This is a genomic window from Paenibacillus allorhizoplanae (assembly GCF_927798215.1).
Classification (GTDB): domain Bacteria; phylum Bacillota; class Bacilli; order Paenibacillales; family NBRC-103111; genus Paenibacillus_E; species Paenibacillus_E allorhizoplanae.
Map to the genome: position 1 here is coordinate 87,362 of NZ_CAKMMW010000021.1, position 14,265 is coordinate 101,626.

Below are 14,265 nucleotides of genomic sequence, written 5' to 3' on the forward strand. Positions count from 1 at the left end.
TTCGCTTATGGACGATACTCATTACACGCAAGAATCACCCATGGTTGCATAACGAATGATATGCTGCTTCAAGAATTCTTTACTTTGCTGCCCAACCCAAATCTCTACTTGATAACCATCTTTAAACAGTAAGAAGGTTGGCACGCTTGTCACACCGTATTCCGCTGCGAGTTCTTTTTCCTGATTGATATCAACTTTAGCAACGGTTGCCTGATATCTTACTTCTTGAGCCAACTTTTCATCAATGAGAAGCTGTTCATGACAAGATTTGCTGCTAGGCTCATAGAAGTCAACAAGTGTGATTCCATGATCGATCTGTCCCCTAAAAGTTGCTTTTATTAATGAGTGAATTTCCATTCCGTAACCTCCTTATATTTAATTCATTTAATATGTCACTTAAGACAATGAAAACCCCGCTTTCGCAAGCGGGGTTTTAGAGAAATAAAACGTTAGCCAATCACATTCGATATGACTTCGATATTGCCTTGAGTTGCTCTAGCATAAGGACAAACTTTATGGGCTTCATCAACAATTTCCTGAGCTACACTGATATCTACGCCTTTTACGGTAATATCGAAATGAACTGCAAGTACATAGCCGTCATTCGCATCCTTACCAAGTGAAACATTTGAAGCTATTGAGATGCCTTCTGTCTTAATACCTTTTTTCCTAATAACCGTCCCCATTGCACCTTCGAAGCAAGCAGCAAATCCTGCAGCGAACAACTGCTCCGGATTAACACCGTTACCTGGGCCGCCAAGTTCCTTCGGATATCTCAAGTCCAAGTTAAGATTGCCATCGCTCGAAACTGCTTTACCTTCTCTTCCACCTTCAACATTTACAGTAGCCGTGTACAATTTCTTTTCCATTTTTATCATAGTAACATCTCCTTTTGACTGGTTTATTCTTTGCGATTTGTGCTCAGCTTATCCCCAACAATACTCAATTATTGCGACGTCATTTTAGTGAAATAACGATTAAACCTAACGGAATAAATCAACACGTAAATGACGATTAGTGCAGCAAACAGATTAAAAATAACCAAAGATACATTCAAATTGAAAAATTGAGTTAGTACGCCTACCCCGACAGGGGGCACGATAAACCCGAAATACGCACACAGATAAAATGCTGAAATAACTCGCGGACGTTCTTCCGGTTTCGGCAGCTGTCCGGCAAAACGCAATGCAACCTGAAACGTCCATCCAGCACCAATTCCTTGAATAAATATGCCAGCCCAGAGTAAAAACAAGCTCTCTGCCTGACCGGAAAAAACAATAATCCACGATCCAATGGCCAGAGACAAGATTGCAATCCGCATCCGTGTAACGGGATTACGCGGCCAAGGGAAGAACTGCATCAGCGCTCCTCCACCTAGAAGCATTAAGATTAACAATCCTGAAATAGACAGATTGTTCGTGTGAATGACATGCTTGACGAATGATGGAATTAGTGAAAACACAACACCCCCTAATGTAAAGACGGTAAAGATCGGAAGCCCGATAAAAGACCAGAAATGAGTGCTAATATTATCTGGTACACCGAGCGATATCTTTGCTTTAGCCGGCTTCTGTGCCGCTAAAGTCTCGTGCTTCGGCAGTAATTCCAGCACAATCAAGGAGCTGAACAACATGATGAGTAAAATCCAAAACGGCAAACGAAGCGGTTGAACATGCAGATACTCCACGATTAATCCCGAGATCGCTGGGCCCAAGCCAAAACCAATGTTCACGACCACCCCTGATAACTTTAGTGCTGTTCCCACTTTATCTTTAGCGGTTTGTTTTAACAGAAACGCGCTGGCCGTACCTGTAAAAGCGCCATAGGCGATGCCTTCCATAATCCTTCCCGCATATAGCATCCAACTGTTGGAGCTAATAATAAACAGAAAGGTTGATGCGATTGATATCCAAATACTGTATCGAAGTACATTCTTCAATCCCCAGGCAGTCCCCCTCGCTCCTACGACAAGTAAGGTTGGCAGTAAGGCAGCGGCATACACGGCAAACAAAATCGTGATTTCCAAACTGCTCATTTGATAATGCTCCCCATATAAAGGGAATATGGAAGAAATAAACGTGGCTCCACAGGACATGATTAATACAACCCAAAGCATTCTTATCATACAGTCTCTCTTCTCCTCTTTAAGGAAAGTAATTTAATCCCTTCCTCTATTTACATTTAGTTTGCTACAGTATGACCTGTTTATTGCAAGTTACGTCCAATGATTTTTAGTCTCATATGCCCATATTTAAAACAGCACGCTGAACAGAGTATATTATTTTGACGTAGGCATACATCGAATCGACGAGAAGGATGAATAATACTAAGATTATAGTCCTTACCGTCGATATTCTTTAGACATTCAGTCATGTATGAAAATTGATGCCAATTACTTCATCCATCATGTTCCTCATTGAACCTGCATGATCTTTGCCAAATTTCTCTTCGAATTCAGCCTGGGCCCGCTCCCAGCCGAGTCTCCCTAATTCCATGCGACTTCGTCCTTCGTCGGTAATTGATACGATTCTAGCTCGCCGATCGCGTTCGCTTACCTGAATATTTACCAAGCCATCACGCTCCAGTGGCCGTAGATTATGTCCAATCGTGGCACGATCCATAGTCATAAGTCCAGCTAATTCATTCATTGTCTGAGCCCCTCGGTTCTTCAGGTAACCTAAGATGGCATATTGAGTAGCTCGCAGGCCCGATCCTGACTCTGCCAAGCAGGTATCGTAGAAACGTGAAATATGACGTGCTGCACGTCTTAACTTTGTACAGTTACAGAGTTCCATGTTGGTAATCATCATTCTACACCTCCAAACGTTTGTTGACTCATCGCATAAATTGATTTTAGTCTCATATTCCCCTAATTGCAAGAGGAAGAACATGGTTAACCAATTATGCTACCGATAGGATCGGTAGCATAATTGGTTAATGTTATCTTACATACTGAAACAAATGTTCTTTTACCTTTGCCACTTCGGCCGGCGTGCGATGCACTTCAATGCACTCGTTGACGTCAAATTTATTGCCGTCAAGATCATAGAAGACGAAGTTGATACCGCATGCGCCGCGATCCGCAGGATGCTCCATCTGCACACCGCTCGATTGCAAATGGTCGTAGAGGTTTTCGATCTGCCTCACTTCGAATGTAAACCGAAACATCGGATAGCCTTCCTTGTTCGGAAACGCATTGTCGATCTCACCTTTCGTCTCCACCAGATGCAGCCATTGTCCGTCTGATAGTTTCATAATCGCTTGGGCTTCCTCCGGATTAAACGGCACCGCGAATTCTAAACCGAAATTCCTCTTCCACCATTCCGCTGATAGGAGGGGATTTCGTACCGGCACGTATACAGAACAAATGCACTTCAAACTGTTTCCCAATCTTTGCGGCGTGCTCTCATTCATTTTCATCATCCCTTTACACTCATTTCTCTTACATTAGAATAAACGAGATTCGCGTCGGAAACCTAACAACCGAATACATATTATTTTGCCACCACGTGAAATAAGTTGCCGTCTGGATCTCTGAACGTAAAATGTAATTGTCCTCCGGACGTAAGCAGCTGCGTGAGCTGAGTACCTCCCTTGTTCAATCCGAGATAAGCTCTATAAATGTCGTAAGGATTTCTTCGATGGAAAGCATCGACTAACGCGTCAAAATGTACGGTCTTCACTGAATGAGCTGGTGTTTGCTCGCTGCTTTTCTGAGCCAACTCTTTTAACCTTCGGCGAGCTCTCCCAAGGGTGACATGCACCGTGGCCTCATTCATTTCTACGAATACCGCCGTTTCTTTCGCCTTAAAATCGAAAATGTCCATCAGTAATAAAATCACGGCCATCTTCGGCGGAAGCCGTTCGGCGAGTTGCTCGAGCAGCTCTCTACTCAACAACGATGCATCCGTTGAGATTGCATCATTGCCCGCTTCGATGGAAACAGTCTGAATTCGCTTCTTCCTCTGCACATCAATCCATGCATTTCGGACGATACGGTAAAGAAAGGCTTTAGTCACTGGCCTTTCCGGTTCCTTATGCAACGCTTCGTTTAATTTGATCCACGCATCCTGGGTCAGATCGTCGGCATCCCATCGATTTCCAGCTACATGCATGCTGTATGTATATAGTAATAGTTTATAGTCCATTCCACTACATTCTACTAGGCGCTTGCGAATTCCTTTATTGATTTTTCGGACTTATCCTTGCTGACAGTTACATGAGAATAGTAGTCAGTATTACGTGGTTTAACTGTATAAATTTGGTACAGTAAGTCAATACTTGGAGCAACCTCTGTGAGGTTAGAGAGGGAGTGTTCATGTGCAGCCTACAGAAAAAATTACAGTTAATCAATTAGGTATTATCCTATTCTCTTTTGTCGCTTCCACGATCATCTTAACGCTTCCGGGATTGATGGCGATGTTTGCCAAGCAAGATGCTTGGATTTCCGTATTTCCATCCACCTTGACCGGTTTATTAAGTATTTGGGTGATGATCCTACTTTCGAAACGTTATCCTGGTTTGACAATAATCCAATACAGTCAAAAAATTCTCGGGAAATGGTTAGGAACATGTCTGGGGTTATATTATATCTATTTTTGGTATATGTCGATTTCCATTATGACCATACAGCATACCTTTTTCATTAAAGCGCTGTTATTACCAAGAAGTCCGTCCATCGTAGGAAGTCTGACGTTATTAATCCTTTGCGGTTTAGCCGTCTATATGGGAATAGAAATCATTGGAAGATGTACGGAGTTTTTGACACCAATGAAATTGATATTTTTGTTCCCGCTGTTAATTTTGAAGATAGGTTCAGTAGATCCTGAACAGCTAAAGCCAATCCTAGGAGACGGAATTCTGCCAGTTTTACAAGGAGCTCTCCTTCCGGGAGGTGCATTTATGAATCAATTGTTTATTCTAGGGTGGCTACTTCCTTATTTGAATCAGCCAAGGAAGGCAGCCAAAGTCTCTCTGTTTGCACTTTTAGCTATATTTATTTTTGTTTTTCTCGTTGTCATTACGGCGATTATGATTCTCGGTTCATTAACAGGTCAACTGAACTATTCGTATTTAAGTGTCATGCAATACATTGGCATTGAAGGTTCATTTGAACGTCTAGAGGCAATCGCTGTTATGATATGGGTTCTTGGAAGTTTTTCAAAAGTGTCCGTGTCGCTGTTTATACTGTGTATTAGTATAAGCCAAGTATTCCGCATTCAAAATTATCGTGATCTCGTTGCACCGATAACCCTATTGTGCCTTATTGGATCGGTCTGGGTTTTCAAGAATGGCGCGGAACTTCAAACGTATCTGACATTGATTTACCCGAGCGCTGGTTTAGTCACACAAAGTCTTATCCCCCTGCTGCTTCTCATGATTGACTCCATCAAAGGAAAAGTGAGCCGTTCACTGCATTAAAAGCATAGTTCCAATGGGTTCAAATATAATTTTGAACGGGACAACCATACTCGGCAGGTTGACCCGGAAAATTAATAAAGAACCGACAACAGAGGACACACCAATTAATGTGCCGAATACTGCCGCTTCTTTGTTTTTTTTCACGCTCAGGAAAGAGCCAATTCTTACAAAAGACCATACAAGCAGGAAACCTACATATACGATTGTATAGAAAATCATTTTTTGATCTCCTTTCTCTCCAAGTGTAAAGGAGGACCTGCCATCCCGCTGCCTAATATGTTGATCGATACTTCAAGCGAAACATCTACCTCTGGAAACCTATCATTCCACCCAGCTTTCAACGCTTTCCACTGTTTCGGCTTATTGCGGTAAATTTCTCTGCCGAACCCAACACTATCAACCTTGTACTGCGACTGGACCTTAGTTAATGTATCTTTGACTTGTTTTTTGACGGAAGTCTCCAATGCCTTCTGAACAAGCTTAATGTTCTCTGGTTTACGAATATCTAAATTCGTCGTATTTTCCCAAATGTTACCTTCCCCTTGCAGCTGTATCTTGAATGTAACCTGATCACCAGTGATCTGCGGGGTGATTTTTCGGTTTGCCTTGGCCAGAATCATCCCTACTGTTCCATCAGTTTCGGGTAAACTGGCGTTAAGACTGCCGTATTCCATTCGATCTGTTATCCATAGGAGCCCATTGGTTTCACTTTCATTTAGAAATCCTGCTAATTTGAAATCTTTAAAAATCGCTGACCCAGCTAGCTTAAATATATGGTCTTCTTTTAAACCTTCTGTTATGCCATCAGGTGATATAGCTCCCAATACCGGACTGATTCCCTCTCCTGATGATGCTTGAAAAAAGTCGCGTAATGTAATCGCCAACTCGTTATTTAAAGCTTCCATTTCTTTAATTGCTTCGCTGGGTACTTGTTCAAAGGGGTATTTTACTTTCAGAATATCCCGTCCTTCTCCCCCCTTAACCACCATCATGTATGTTTTTAAACGTTGTTTCGAATCGTGCGTGTAAATGTCCAGAATATCTTCAATCCCACTTTTGGATAACCGCTCACCAATAAAAATAACAACGCGATGTGCCGTAAACAACCTACGAGAACTCTTTTTCTGAAGCCTATAGAATGCTTCGTTAATACTCTTACCTACAGCAGATATCACAAAAAACTTCTCATTGCTGCTTCCACCACTCCCCGGTCCGCCCTGAGAGGAAGAAGGGATCGCAATTTGATGAGATAAGATATAATCCCCATCGTCTGTGATGTCAAATGCCGTTCCCATAATGAATGCGAGATCATTAATTTCCGTACGATCCCAACACCCACTTGTGATCAATAATGTGAATAGCAAACCAATGTAAAGGAATGGTTTCATTCTGAAGTCCTTTTCCCTTTCCCTGCATTTTCTGGACTTGGTTTCTGACCTGCTGGCTCACGGACTGGGTTGCTGGATGCTGTTGATTGTGGCCGCTGCGTTTTCGCCCAAATCGGTATCCGAACGAAGACATCCTTCAAATCCGACAAAGTCATCGGGGCTGCTGGCGTGAAATAAGGGACGCCGAATGAGCGAAGCGACGTGATATGTAACACAATGCCCATAAACCCAATGACAATGCCATATAGTCCGAGCGTACCCGCTAACAATAACATAGGAAACCGTAATAAACGGATGCCATTTGCGAAACTATAACGAGGAATCGTAAACGCAGCAATACCCGTAATCGATACAATAATGACGACCGGAGCGGAAATAATACCCGCAAGTACAGCCGCCTGGCCGATGACCAATGCCCCGACTATGCTAATCGCTTGGCCAATCTGTTTCGGCAATCGAATCCCAGCTTCCCTTAAGGCTTCAAAGATAATTTCCATGATAAAGGCCTCGATTACAGCTGGAAAAGGAACGGGTTCTCTTGATGAGGCAATACTTAACACCAGATTGGTCGGAATCATTTCTTGATTGAAAGTCGTAATCGCCACATATAGCGGAGGAGCAAATATCGCGATACTGATGAAAAGGAATCGAATCCACCGTACGAAAGTTGCAATAGGCCAGCGAACATAGTAATCCTCACTAGCCTGGAGACCTGTCCAGAACGTCATGGGAACAATGAGTACAAATGGAGATGTGTCAACGATAATACCTATTTTCCCTTCCAATAACTCGGCAGCAACAACATCTGGTCGTTCCGTACTGTGCACAAGTGGAAAAGGAGAAAAAGGACTATCTTCAATAAATTCCTCTACATACCCGGAGTCAATAATACCATCAATTTGAATCCGAGATATCCGATCTCGAACTTCCTCAATGACCGCTTCGGAAGCAATACCTGCGATATACGTAATGACGACTTCGGTTTGAGTAAGCTCTCCAATCGTGAGGCATTCCATTTTAAGTCTTGACGTCTTAATCCTGCTGCGGATTAACCCGATATTCGTTGAGAGGTTCTCAATAAATCCATCTCTCGGACCACGAATGACCGGTTCAGATGAAGGTTCTTCAAGGCTTCGTTGTGACTTATTGTTCACTTTGACCATCATGGCATCACTGTTTCCAATGGTAAGAACAGCTGCTTGGCCTTTTAACACTTGTTTGACAATTTCACTTACTTTGGAAGTAACACACGTCAACCCAGTCGAGATAATATGATCATCCAGCGAGTCTGTTTTCTCAATGACGACATGTTCCTGCTTGTCAGATTTAGCTATCATCGGTTTCAATACATAGTCTTCAATCAGAACTTCATCAACAAGCGTTTCAAAGTAGATGATCAGCCAATGATTTTGGCCACACATTTCAACTTTGCGGAAAACAATATCATCACTTTTGTGGAATATACGTCTAAAAATGAATTCATTCTGCTCTAAATCCGTCGTTAATCCGGACTTCTCTTCTTCAGATAGATGATCCTCAGGTATAATGGGATACCCAGGTTTCGTGTATAGCCATTTCCTAAACCATTTCACTGAATGAGCCTCCCAAAGAATTGCTAATAATACTAATTTTCCATTTTTTCTCTAAAAATATTCTGAAGGTCGTGATCCCGTTTTCTGCCCCTCATAAAAAAAGAAACCTGCCTTATGAGCAGGTTTCCTTATCACCTGAAAGACAGGCGAATCTCCAAGCCGTTCTGATTAATCTTTTAACCACGCGTTTGCTAACGCAATCGCGCTTCTAGCCGCAGCCGTGTTCGCCAAAGCGTTAAGCATAACGAAATCATGAATAATACCTTGAAAGCGGACAGCAGTAACATGAACACCTGCTTCGCGCAGCTTATTCGCATATGCTTCGCCTTCATCGCGCAACACATCGGCTTCAGCCGTAATAATGAGTGCTTGCGGGAGTCCTGCCAATTGCTCTGTGGTCGCGCGCAGCGGGGCAGCATAGATCTCTTCTTTATCCCGCGGCTTCGCCACATACTGCTCCCAAAACCAAGCCATACCATCTTTCCGAAGGAAATACCCGGTTGCGAATTCCTTATAAGATTCCGTATCCAGGCTCGAATCCGTGACAGGATAAAAGAGCAGTTGTTTATGAATCTTTGGACCTTTGCGATTTTTTGCCATCAATGTAATCGCAGCAGTCATGTTTCCACCTACGCTGTCACCAGCAACATAGAGGCGCTCCGTATCGAACCCGTTTTCTTCACCGTTATCCGCAATCCATTGCAAGACGGCGTAAATTTCTTCGATAGCCGTAGGATATTTGGCTTCCGGCGAAAGGCTGTAGTTCGGGAATACAATGCACGCCTCTGTTCCGACCGCTAACTCTCGGATGAGGCGGTCATGTGTATGTGCGTTGCCGAATACCCAACCGGCGCCGTGTATATAAAGAATGACCGGCAACTTGGCCGTTACGTTTTTCGGACGCATCAGCCTGATCGATACTTGACCGCTCGAACCACCTTCAATCATTTTGTCTTGAATGTCGACCGGTAGTTTCTTACTATCTCCAGATTGGACGGCATCGACTGTTTCGCGCCCTTTTTCAGGACTCAGCTCATATAAATACGGTGGGTTTTCATTATCTTGTACAACTTTTAGAGCGGCTGCTTCCAATACTACTTTTTGTACTTTTGGCATGAAAAACATCTCCTTTGGGTTAGGCCTCTCCCTACCTTTAACCAAAATAATGTTCGTCGAATCAGGTTGACCTCAAGCTAAACCCGTATGATTGATTATGACAATACGGGTGCCAGCCCCGCTGCCACAACCACCAATACATCTTGTACCATTGATTCTGCGGTGCGATTCTGAGGATTTCGACTCCACTCCACGGCAGATCCAAATATGCCCCAGCTCGTGACGAGTGATGTAGCTTGTACAATCTCTAGCGAGACCTTGTCTTCTGACTCTGCGCGTAACCATTCGAATAGGAGTTGATAAAGCTCTTTTTGCATTGCGATTTCAAACAACGGCTCAAATTGACGGTCTTCTGAAGACATGTACTCCCGAGTACGGGCAAGAAACTCAAATACGGCAAGCAGAAGGATTCGCAAACTACTCATATTCGATATGGACGAATTCGGCAAAGCATCTTTCAGTTTCTTCTGAAATTTTTCCCTCATCCAACACTCAAGAAATGCAAATTTATCTTCAAAATGCGCATAAAATGTGGCTCGATTCACAGTCGCCCGAGCAGCAATGTCTTGAACTGAAATGGAGTAGATATTCTTCTTTTCTAGTAGCAATTCCATAAAGGACTGCATGAGTAACTGACGCGTGCGCTTCACGCGAGGATCGTTTGCGTTTATAGGCATAATTCTCTTCACTCCTCATTTAACTTAGACAACAATATCGCATGGTTGTTGTTTAAACCACGATAACAACCATTTGCTGATTGAACAGATCGCTCAAAGCGTTTATCATTCATTTCACCGTGTAGTATACACGAAACTGATGTGTAAGCAACAGTGTTGTATTTCTAAGTTGGCTACTAAGATCAGCCATTGTAGGCTGACAAAAAACAAGAAAGGATGATTGGTATGATAGCAAAAGTAACAACACGAGTTGGAGGACCCAATGTCATTGGCTCTCTCTCTTGGAGGTGGCCATTATGATCGTCGTTACCACGCCCACCGGCCAGATCGGCCAACAAGTCCTCGACAATATCTTTGACAGTACTGAGGCAGTCCGTGTGATTGTGCGCGATCCATCCCGTCTATCCCCGCGCATGCGTGAACGCGTCGAGGTCGTGCAGGGTTCGCATGATGATATCGCTGTCGTTACCAAGGCGTTTGAAGACGCCGACTCCGTGTTATGGCTGGTACCTCCAAACCCACAAGCTGAGAACCCTATGAATTACTATATAAATTTCACCCAACCGGCTTGTGAGGCGATCAAAAATCAAGGCGTTAAGCGCGTGATCGGGGTATCGAGTCTTGGTTACAATTTCGGCACTCCTGCTGGTTTGCTGACACCTGCGTTTGCGATGGATGATCTTATTGAAAACTCGGGCGTGAACTACCGTTCACTGCGGATGCCATTCTTTATGGAGAACTTGCTCCACCAAGTCAATGCGATCAAGAGCCAGGGCATGATCTTTATGGCTAACGCTGGAGATCACAAATTAGCAACCTGTGCCACCCGCGATATCGCCGATGTTGCTACCAAACTGCTGCTCGATAACACATGGACCGGTCAGGAAAGCGTCTCGGTAATCGGCCCCGATGATCTTTCTCCCATCGACATGGCGAGGATCATTTCACAGGTGTTGGAGCTACCGGTACGTTATCAGCAAATCCCTAGCACGGATTATAAGGCGACAATGATGCAGTACGGGATGTCGGAGGCATGGGCACAGGGCCTGATCGACATGGCAGCGGCCCAAGATCAGGGCATTTACAACAACGAGTCACATACGGCTCAGCGTACTCCTACTAGCTTTATCCAATGGTGTGAAGAAGTGCTAAAGCCAGCTATTCTAGCGTGATTCTCCATCATTATTAGGAACAAAGCTTGCTTGTTAACAGACAGAAGGGCTGCCACGCGGCAGCCCTTCAAATGTTACTATCCATTGTTCCGTAAGCTTAACATCAGTTTCTATCCTAGAACGCACCATTCTCATTTGGAGAATTCTCTGGTATGCGCTGACCAACATCCCAGAATTCGACAATGAGATCGTTATGGAAGCGAAAGATATGGACGACAGTTACTCCAAGGTCTTCTTGATTTTGTTTTACATGGGAGTGAACCGCAACAAAATCCCCCTCTTCGATGGTATGTTTGATCTCAAGTATTTTCTCAGGATGCATGATGGCGTTCTCTTCCATTGCAAGCATAAGAGATTCAACATCACCACGAAAAAAAGGATTGTGATGGCGGAAACCCATCCCAATATACCTCCGGTATGCTTCGCGCACTTCACCTGATGCCACAAGTTGCAAAAATGACACTGCTTTATCTTTGAAAGAAATCTCCATTACTCATTCAACCTTTCTTTTATTTGATTTATTGTTAATCCCTCTTCTTCTTTCATTACACGAATTTCTTCAAGTCGCTTTAGTGCTAATTCACGTGAATATCGTCTTGTTAGTCTTGTATCCTCTTGTTCAAATGGGATCATAGACTCTTCTGTGTAATATTTAATGGTACTGTATCGAATGCCAGAAAGTTCAACCAATTCACTAATACTTACATACTCTGATGATAAAATATTATCTAAAGTCCTTTTTCTCCCCATATTTTTCACCCCTATGTTGCTGCAATACTGAAGCTAGTATCCATTATCTATATTTTGGATAGCGATATAAATCGTTCTAATTATTTTATAAATGTCCTCTTTACGCAAAATCTCTAGTTTTTGCTTTAACGTTTTTTGTTCGTAATCAGAAAAATAATCTTTTAACATACTTTTAGTGTTTAAGAATAACACCAAGGCTACTGTATGGTCTTCTACATTTCCATTCTCTAATAACTCAGCTCGAATTTTCTCCACGATGTGGTTCCGTGTATTTGCGACATCCGTATATTTTTTTACTGGAACAATGAATAAAACTTCCGTATCTTCAATCTCTAGAACTCCTTTTTCTACAAGGCTTTCTATAACCATTTTATAAATTTCTCTTTGTTTGAAGTAGTAAAAATAAGAAACCCACTTCTTTAGTTTCTTTGGTTTCTCGGCAATCATAATCTCGAGTAATCTGTCCAGATATTTTTCACCTGTAGATGCTGAATTAGATATTCTGACAGTATCATCGTTATCAATTGTAATGTTGCCATTTATATAAAGTTCCACTATACAAGCCATTACCGTATACAAACCAACATGCATACGAAAAATAGATTTTATTTTTTTGGTATCACGATCTAATGCAAGTAAGACAAACTCTTGGGGTAATGATAAATTTTGTAACATGGCGGTATCATCCTTTCGAAGACATTTACTTACTACTTACTACTTACTACTTACTACTTACTATATTGCACGAAATACAATTAGTCAAAGGGTTTGTTAATCGATTTGTCAAATTACAATTAAGATCATATACATAAAAAAGCCTGATTCCTCAGGCTTTTGCATGATTTTATTTGGATTTATGTGTACCCAGTAACGATTCATGATAACCACTCCGACCAAATACACCTCCACTATGCTCATAAAATTCAGGAAACAGTTGGAATTGCCCGTCAATGGTCTGAATCCAGCTGCCATTAGGCATTGGATGATTCCCCCTCATTATTTCCCAGTTGCTATAGTTTTGTCTGCCGTTGGATTCGATCAATCCCATAGAGAGTCCAGGTACAGGTAGTAAATGCGCTGCAAGATTCTTGTTCCAATCAACCATGATTGGATTTGCAGTCAAATCAGCGCAGAAGCAAGGAATTCCATGCTCACTAGCTAGCTTCGCAACTCGCAAGCTCATGCTCATCGTTTTGGCTACCGGCTTTAAGGCAAAGGCCCCGTACCCCATTTGGATTCGCTCCATAGCATCCTTTTCATTATGCACACTTTCATCGCCTGCGACCCTGACCGGAATATCTGTAACATCCACGTGGGTATTCTCCGGAAACGGCTCTTCCACCAATAAGATGTGCTCTATAGCCCCTATTCGCTCTGCTGCGTCCACCAACCTCCAGAGAAGCTCTTTGCTGCCGTACCTCCCGTTAATGTCAAGGTAATAGGCAATTTTACCGTTTGCAGTATGAAGGCAGTCACGGTTCCCTGCTATTTGGTGAATCTCTTTCAATCTTTGGATATCCCATTCCAGCATTTTCTCGGGATCTCCATCCTGGTTCGGGTCCGAGCCCAATTTAATTTTCAGCACAAAATAGCCCTCATCAAGCAAAGCCGTAACATCCATCTCTGTCATCCCATAAGAAACGACCGGCGTACAGGCAAGCCGATCATGCCGAGAGACCAACATGGATCTATACGCTTCTGGGATCAGTTCTTTAAACTGGATGCCTGGTGTTTTATGGCTCAGCAGCATCCAGGCTGCATGATCAACAGGAACTAGTGCGTTGAGCGCAAAGGTAACCCTGAGCGGTTTCCCGTCCCACACGCGGGAGGCATAATCATAGGCTTGCGCCACCAGCAGATCCAACATGTCTATAGGGGTTTCATATGAGGTATTCTGAGCTGCCAATAACGCATATCTGGTAATCTCGTTCATGAATACATTGCCTCGTTCATTACCCCAACGTGTATAGACCTGTGGATCAGACCAAAGTACACTTTGGACACCATACCCCACACCGATATCTCCCTCCAGATCCTCCATCGAAATAATGGATTGCCAGAGCTCATTCACAAACCCACCTTTAAAACCAAATGGAGCAAGTAAAGGTTCGCGTTCAACCATAAAATTCGTTTTCTTAATCGTTATCAT

Annotated in this window: 17 protein-coding genes; 2 read left to right on the forward strand and 15 right to left on the reverse strand. The window is 43.0% G+C overall.

What is annotated here, in order from left to right; translation table 11 throughout:
• Positions 1-21: 21 nt before the first annotated feature.
• The 6 genes from L6I86_RS26670 to L6I86_RS26695 form a co-directional block, all read right to left on the reverse strand.
• Positions 22-357 carry a thioredoxin family protein gene (locus L6I86_RS26670; protein ID WP_236291436.1) on the reverse strand — a complete coding sequence of 112 codons (336 nt, stop codon included), beginning with the start codon at positions 355-357 and terminating at the stop codon, positions 22-24.
• A 92-nt stretch (positions 358-449) separates the two neighbouring features.
• Positions 450-878, reverse strand: coding sequence for an organic hydroperoxide resistance protein (locus L6I86_RS26675; RefSeq protein WP_056625771.1), 429 nt, complete (start codon positions 876-878; stop codon positions 450-452).
• A 68-nt stretch (positions 879-946) separates the two neighbouring features.
• Positions 947-2,125 (reverse strand): MFS transporter, encoded by a 1,179-nt coding sequence (locus tag L6I86_RS26680; RefSeq protein WP_236291437.1) that lies wholly within the window; start codon positions 2,123-2,125, stop codon positions 947-949.
• 244 nt (positions 2,126-2,369) lie between these two features.
• Entirely contained in the window at positions 2,370-2,807 is a 438-nt protein-coding gene (locus tag L6I86_RS26685) for a MarR family winged helix-turn-helix transcriptional regulator (protein WP_236291438.1), read from the reverse strand.
• A 133-nt stretch (positions 2,808-2,940) separates the two neighbouring features.
• The gene (locus L6I86_RS26690; protein ID WP_236291439.1) at positions 2,941-3,423 is read right to left on the reverse strand and encodes a VOC family protein; all 483 of its coding nucleotides are present in this window, start codon (positions 3,421-3,423) and stop codon (positions 2,941-2,943) included.
• 71 nt (positions 3,424-3,494) lie between these two features.
• The gene (locus tag L6I86_RS26695) at positions 3,495-4,148 is read right to left on the reverse strand and encodes a sigma-70 family RNA polymerase sigma factor (RefSeq protein WP_276574899.1); all 654 of its coding nucleotides are present in this window, start codon (positions 4,146-4,148) and stop codon (positions 3,495-3,497) included.
• A gap of 172 nt (positions 4,149-4,320) precedes the next feature.
• Here L6I86_RS26695 and L6I86_RS26700 point away from each other — a divergent pair, with 172 nt between their 5' ends.
• The gene (locus L6I86_RS26700) at positions 4,321-5,421 is read left to right on the forward strand and encodes a GerAB/ArcD/ProY family transporter (RefSeq protein ID WP_236291441.1); all 1,101 of its coding nucleotides are present in this window, start codon (positions 4,321-4,323) and stop codon (positions 5,419-5,421) included.
• Here the strand turns inward: L6I86_RS26700 and L6I86_RS26705 are convergent.
• The 5 genes from L6I86_RS26705 to L6I86_RS26725 all read right to left on the reverse strand — a co-directional run bounded on the left by L6I86_RS26705 (position 5,410) and on the right by L6I86_RS26725 (position 10,194).
• The gene (locus tag L6I86_RS26705) at positions 5,410-5,640 is read right to left on the reverse strand and encodes a hypothetical protein (RefSeq protein ID WP_236291442.1); all 231 of its coding nucleotides are present in this window, start codon (positions 5,638-5,640) and stop codon (positions 5,410-5,412) included. The genes L6I86_RS26700 and L6I86_RS26705 overlap by 12 nt on opposite strands.
• Positions 5,637-6,785 (reverse strand): Ger(x)C family spore germination protein, encoded by a 1,149-nt coding sequence (locus L6I86_RS26710; RefSeq protein ID WP_236291443.1) that lies wholly within the window; start codon positions 6,783-6,785, stop codon positions 5,637-5,639. Before L6I86_RS26710 ends, L6I86_RS26705 begins: the two co-directional genes overlap by 4 nt.
• A 20-nt stretch (positions 6,786-6,805) precedes the next feature.
• Positions 6,806-8,401, reverse strand: coding sequence for a spore germination protein (locus L6I86_RS26715; RefSeq protein ID WP_236291444.1), 1,596 nt, complete (start codon positions 8,399-8,401; stop codon positions 6,806-6,808).
• 168 nt (positions 8,402-8,569) lie between these two features.
• Positions 8,570-9,517 (reverse strand): alpha/beta hydrolase, encoded by a 948-nt coding sequence (locus L6I86_RS26720; protein ID WP_236291445.1) that lies wholly within the window; start codon positions 9,515-9,517, stop codon positions 8,570-8,572.
• Positions 9,518-9,612: 95 nt separating this feature from the next.
• Entirely contained in the window at positions 9,613-10,194 is a 582-nt protein-coding gene (locus L6I86_RS26725) for a TetR/AcrR family transcriptional regulator (RefSeq protein WP_236291446.1), read from the reverse strand.
• A 296-nt stretch (positions 10,195-10,490) separates the two neighbouring features.
• Between L6I86_RS26725 and L6I86_RS26730 the strand changes: the two genes are divergently transcribed.
• On the forward strand, positions 10,491-11,366 hold the full coding sequence (locus tag L6I86_RS26730; RefSeq protein ID WP_236291447.1) for an NAD(P)H-binding protein: 876 nt from the start codon (positions 10,491-10,493) through the stop codon (positions 11,364-11,366).
• A gap of 115 nt (positions 11,367-11,481) precedes the next feature.
• Here the strand turns inward: L6I86_RS26730 and L6I86_RS26735 are convergent, their stop codons facing one another.
• The 4 genes from L6I86_RS26735 to L6I86_RS26750 form a co-directional block, all read right to left on the reverse strand.
• The gene (locus L6I86_RS26735) at positions 11,482-11,856 is read right to left on the reverse strand and encodes a nuclear transport factor 2 family protein (protein WP_236291448.1); all 375 of its coding nucleotides are present in this window, start codon (positions 11,854-11,856) and stop codon (positions 11,482-11,484) included.
• Positions 11,856-12,116, reverse strand: coding sequence for a MerR family transcriptional regulator (locus L6I86_RS26740; RefSeq protein WP_236291449.1), 261 nt, complete (start codon positions 12,114-12,116; stop codon positions 11,856-11,858). The genes L6I86_RS26735 and L6I86_RS26740 overlap by 1 nt, the downstream gene beginning before the upstream one ends.
• Before the next feature lie 33 nt (positions 12,117-12,149).
• Positions 12,150-12,791 carry a GOLPH3/VPS74 family protein gene (locus tag L6I86_RS26745; RefSeq protein ID WP_236291450.1) on the reverse strand — a complete coding sequence of 214 codons (642 nt, stop codon included), beginning with the start codon at positions 12,789-12,791 and terminating at the stop codon, positions 12,150-12,152.
• 169 nt (positions 12,792-12,960) lie between these two features.
• Positions 12,961-14,265, reverse strand: a complete 1,305-nt coding sequence (locus tag L6I86_RS26750; protein WP_236291451.1) for an enolase C-terminal domain-like protein — start codon at positions 14,263-14,265, stop codon at positions 12,961-12,963.